Source organism: Vibrio sp. M260118 (assembly GCF_036533755.1).
In the GTDB taxonomy this organism is placed as follows: domain Bacteria; phylum Pseudomonadota; class Gammaproteobacteria; order Enterobacterales; family Vibrionaceae; genus Vibrio.
The window spans coordinates 1-4895 of record NZ_JATABG010000279.1 but is presented as its reverse complement, the minus strand read 5'-3'; the positions used below and the strand labels follow the sequence as shown (position 1 = coordinate 4895).

The window sequence follows — 4895 nt, the reverse complement described above, 5'->3', positions numbered from 1 at the left end:
ATACGCTCGCCAGTCTCTTTATCGTAGATGTTGGCAGATAGCATTGGGAAGTTTGCCCAATCTTTCTGCTTCATTAGAACTTCAAGCGGGTTATCAAATTCGTGGTTACCTAATGCCATAGCATCGTAACCAATTTTGCTCATACCCTTGAAATCAGGTTCTGCATCTTGCAGATCAGACTCTGGAACACCAGTGTTGATGTCACCACCAGATAGTAATAGTGAGCTACCACCTTCCGCTGCAATTTCTGCGCGCAGCTCATCAATTAGAGTCTTGCGAGCCGCCATACCGTACTCGCCATATTTGTTCTGCCAGAAACGGCCATGGTGGTCGTTAGTGTGAAGAACAGTTAGTTTGTATGTTTTGTCTGCTTCCCACTCATGCTGTGGTGCCGTCGCACAACCAGCGAGAGTTGCCAAAATTGCTGCGCTAATTGCGCTTTTTACGATTAGGCCTTGCTTCATTGTCATACCTTTTGAACTTTTAGGGGATTCCACTGCTTTTTTACTACTCTCGACGAATAGACGAATTTTGGAAATAACATACTCAGAGAGCAGTAAAACTTGAACTAGTTTAAATTAAGGCAGCAGAAGTAACACTTGCATTTCATATTTATGATGAGTAGATCACTCTTAATAACTATTAAACATGTAATAAAGCGTAAGAATTACACTCGCGTAAATATAAGATCACAAGCAAACGTTTGTCTTAGTTAGATATATATTAGTCGATTAATGTGACTTGGCTTAGCTTATCAACACAAAAAGACAGCACCGAAGAAAATCACCGAAAAATCAGGCACTAAATGTTATGTTATATCATTTCTATAGTTTCAGAGTTTTATTATTTTGAACATGAAATGTGGGAGTTAAATAAGTCAAAGATGATCGTTAGTTTGGAGAATAATCAAACTTAAATAGTTATGTTATAACAAAACAATTAATGTACTTGGATATTTAATATTTAGACTCATAGCCAAACACAGCTATATTCAGAGCAAAAAAAAGCCAGCTATTAAGCTGACTTTAATAATCAAAACACGTTTAATTATTTAATATCAATGTGTTCAAAACCCTTGATAAGATCATCAAGCGCTTTCATTTGCGCGAGGAACGGCTCCAACTTATCTAGCGGCAACGCTGAAGGGCCATCACAACGAGCTTGATCTGGATTTGGATGCGCCTCAATAAACAGGCCGGCAATGCCTGTTGCTAGACCCGCTTTAGCCAGTTCAACAGTTTGCTCACGACGACCGCCTGAAGCAGCGCCTGATGGGTCACGCATTTGTAGTGAGTGAGTAACGTCAAAAATGATTGGGCTACCGTTAGATGCCTTCTTCATTACACCAAAGCCAAGCATATCAACCACTAGGTTATCGTAGCCATGGCATGAACCACGCTCACATAGAATAATGTTTTCGTTGCCACATTCACTGAACTTGTCAACGATATTGCCGACTTGACCTGGGCTCATGAACTGAGGTTTTTTAACATTGATCACTGCGCCCGTTTTCGCCATCGCCTCGACAAGGTCCGTCTGGCGAGCAAGGAATGCTGGAAGCTGGATAACATCCACCACATCTGCCACTGGTTGAGCTTGTTCTTCTGTGTGAACATCAGTAATGATCTTTACGCCAAAGGTGTCTTTTAACTCTTGGAAGATTTTCATACCTTCCTCAAGACCAGGGCCACGGTAAGAGTGAACAGAGCTGCGGTTTGCTTTATCAAACGACGCTTTGAATACGTAAGGAATACCAAGCTTTTCGGTTACTTTTACGTAGTGCTCACAGATCTGCATTGCTAGATCGCGAGACTCTAAAACGTTCATACCAGCAAACAGCGTGAATGGCTTGTCGTTCGCTACTGGAATATCACCAACGTGAACAATTTTCTGTTCCATTTTCTTCTCTCTATTTCGATGTGATGCCAACTCTAAAGAGGTGGACTTAATGTAAGGTCACCTGAGTCTCACTCATGGCGTTCACTTGATTCTTAAGCAGCTCCGCCGCAGGGTCGTCAGGGCACTGATCAATAAAATACTGATAATCACTCAAGGCAACTTGATGACAATCAAGCTGCTGATAGATAAACCCACGGTCACGAATTTCATACGGGTCATCTGGGACGAAGGTCAGCGCCAAATCGGTACACTTTAACGCCAAAGTATAGCGTTCTTCTCGTAGAAGAGCACTTTTGAGCAGAGCTAGCCAGCGACCGATTACCGTTGGGTTATCTGTCTCTAACAGATGCTTAGACTCTAGCTTTGCTAGTGGGCCTTTGTGACCAATCAGCCAAGCACCTAGCGTATGCTCAGAAACATACTCACCGTTAAACGGATTGATATAGAGGGGCTTGTCACCGTACCACTCTAGTTTAAGCAAGAATTGAGTCGGAAAAGTGACACCGGTTAAAGGGAAGCCCAGCTTTCTCGCAATAAACAACAGAATCGCACCTAAGCTAACCGGAATCCCCTTGCGGGTTTCAAGAACTTTATCGACAAAGCCATTTTCCGAATGAAAATAGCTGTCTCTGTCCCCTTGATAACCCCTCTGGTGATAAAACAGACGCAGCAGAGATTCAAAGCGCTGTTTTTCATTCACTTCATGAACAAGCGCCAGCTCAGCCTCTTGAACCAATCGGTTCAACTCAGCTTCAGCCCAGTGGACTTGGGTTTGAGGATTGATCGCTTTGTTTAATGCTAATGCGCCTTCTACTAGCTCCATTGCATCAAAGTCTTCATCAAATAACTCAAGCATTGGTTGTTAAAACCTCACTAACCAAAAATATTAACCGAAGAACATTGGGGTTTTAGTGACAGCCACTTTACCCGCCATCGCTAGCCACCCTAGGGCACCAAAAAATGAGAATGTTCTAAGTAACTTGTTCTTACCTAGCTTCAATGCAAAGAAACCAAGTGCAATATAAGCCAATACACAAGTGATCTTCTCAGTCAGCCAAGGAGCCGATGGTGTAAATGGAATAAAACCAGTAATAAAGATCAATGCGATACCCGACACCAACAAACACGTATCATTGATATGCGGAAATACTTTAAAAAACTTCTTCTCTAACAGTTTTGAGTTCGCCATCATCATGGCAAAACGAACCGATAGTAGCGTTGCACTTACTGCAATTGTCAGCAGGTGAAAATGTTTAAGACCTTCGTACATTGATTTTCTCTCTTACTTCAGTGGTGGTACTGGCCGATGGTTACTCGGTCGTTGTCACCATAGTCCTTGTAGGTTTCCACTTGGTCATAGCCAAGTGAGAGTAATAATTCCCTCACCGCAAAGCCTTGCTCAAATCCATGTTCGAACATTAGCCAGCCTTGGTCACTCAAATAAGAGCGAGCCTCAGTTGCGATATGTTTAATATCCGCTAAGCCCTTCTCTTCAGCCACCAGCGCGCTCAGTGGTTCAAAGCGCACATCTCCTTGAGTCAGGTGAGGGTCTTCCTTCTCAATGTATGGAGGGTTAGAGACAATTAGAGCAAACTCTATGCCATCTGGAACAGGTTCAAACCAGCTCCCGGCAAGAAAGCGCGTATTGGTTAGATTAAGCGAATGAGCGTTAGATTCAGCAAGCTGCTGAGCATCAATTTTTAGATCAATGCCCCAAACCTGTCGCTGAGGCAGTTCTGATGCGAGAGCTAGAGCAATGGCGCCAGTTCCTGTCCCCAAATCAAGAATATCACCTTGATTCAAAACAGCTTTATCAAGGGCAACTTCGACTAATCGTTCAGTGTCTGGTCTTGGTATTAAGGTCGTTGGAGACACCTTTAACGGCAGTGACCAAAACTCACGTTCACCGGTAATGTAGGCAACAGGCTCACCGGTTATACGGCGTTGCAGCACGCTAGCAAAATCCTTCAATTGCTCTGGCTCAAGAATCTTGTCTGGCCAAGTCAAAAGAAAGGAACGTGGTTTATCTAAGGTGTGGCAAAGAAGTACCGCGGCATCAAGAGAGGGCGAATCACTGCCACTCTCTTGAAGTTGCTGTACGGCCTTTTTTAGTGTGCTCTCAACACTGTTGTCAGCCGACATTCGGTTAGTTGTTCTCTGCTAAGGCGGCAAGCTGATCTGCTTGGTGTTCTTGGATAACAGGATCAACCAAACTTGATACGTCACCTTCCATCACCTCATTTAGGCGGTAGATGGTTAGGTTGATACGGTGATCGGATACACGGCCTTGCGGGTAGTTGTAAGTACGGATACGGTCACTACGGTCACCAGAGCCGAGTAGGTTACGACGAGTATCTGACTCTTCTGCCGCACGTTTTGCTTCTTCAGCTTGGATAATACGCGCTGCTAGAACCGCCATCGCTTTGGCTTTGTTCTTATGCTGTGAACGCTCATCCTGACACTCAACCACAGTACCGGTTGGCAAGTGGGTAATACGAATCGCAGAATCAGTGGTGTTAACGTGCTGACCACCCGCGCCTGATGCACGGAAGGTATCGATCTTAAGATCAGCAGCTTTAATCTCTGGGATTTCCGCTTCTGGGATCTCTGCCATTACAGCAACTGTACATGCTGAGGTGTGAACGCGACCTTGAGATTCTGTGGCAGGGACACGTTGTACGCGGTGACCGCCTGACTCAAACTTAAGTACACCGTATGCACCATCGCCCGAAACTTTAGCGATCATCTCTTTGTAGCCGCCGTGCTCAGATTCGTTTGAAGACATGACTTCAACGCGCCAACCTTTCTTCTCAGCAAACTTGCTGTACATACGGAATAGGTCACCAGCAAAAATACCCGCTTCGTCACCACCCGCACCCGCGCGAATTTCTAAGAAACAGTTGCGGTCATCGTTCGGATCTTTTGGTAGCAGCAAGATTTGTAGCTCATCGCTAAGATTTTCGATCGTCGCTTTGGCTTCTTTAATCTCTTCTTGC

Annotated in this window: 6 protein-coding genes; all 6 read right to left on the bottom strand. The window is 44.5% G+C overall.

What is annotated here, in order from left to right:
* A partial coding sequence (locus QTO00_RS14885) for a metallophosphoesterase (RefSeq protein ID WP_331425492.1) occupies positions 1-464 on the bottom strand: 464 nt, incomplete at its 3' end.
* A 583-nt stretch (positions 465-1047) separates the two neighbouring features.
* Positions 1048-1899, bottom strand: coding sequence for a 3-deoxy-8-phosphooctulonate synthase (gene kdsA, locus QTO00_RS14880; protein ID WP_038210166.1), 852 nt, complete (start codon positions 1897-1899; stop codon positions 1048-1050).
* A 46-nt stretch (positions 1900-1945) separates the two neighbouring features.
* Entirely contained in the window at positions 1946-2755 is an 810-nt protein-coding gene (locus QTO00_RS14875; protein ID WP_331425491.1) for a SirB1 family protein, read from the bottom strand.
* A gap of 30 nt (positions 2756-2785) precedes the next feature.
* Positions 2786-3169, bottom strand: coding sequence for a SirB2 family protein (locus QTO00_RS14870; protein WP_038210164.1), 384 nt, complete (start codon positions 3167-3169; stop codon positions 2786-2788).
* 17 nt (positions 3170-3186) lie between these two features.
* Positions 3187-4041: a peptide chain release factor N(5)-glutamine methyltransferase gene (gene prmC / locus QTO00_RS14865; protein WP_331425490.1), complete on the bottom strand. Its 855-nt coding sequence runs from the start codon at positions 4039-4041 to the stop codon at positions 3187-3189.
* A 4-nt stretch (positions 4042-4045) separates the two neighbouring features.
* Positions 4046-4895: peptide chain release factor 1 (gene prfA / locus QTO00_RS14860; protein WP_331425489.1), on the bottom strand; the 850-nt coding region annotated here is incomplete at its 5' end.

What these genes read in the sequence shown, in the direction of transcription:
- kdsA (WP_038210166.1), bottom strand. Translation starts at nt 1,899, where the DNA reads ATGGAACAGAAAATTGTTCACGTTGGTGATATTCCAGTAGCGAACGAC.
- QTO00_RS14875 (WP_331425491.1), bottom strand. Translation starts at nt 2,755, where the DNA reads ATGCTTGAGTTATTTGATGAAGACTTTGATGCAATGGAGCTAGTAGAA.
- QTO00_RS14870 (WP_038210164.1), bottom strand. Translation starts at nt 3,169, where the DNA reads ATGTACGAAGGTCTTAAACATTTTCACCTGCTGACAATTGCAGTAAGT.
- prmC (WP_331425490.1), bottom strand. Translation starts at nt 4,041, where the DNA reads ATGTCGGCTGACAACAGTGTTGAGAGCACACTAAAAAAGGCCGTACAG.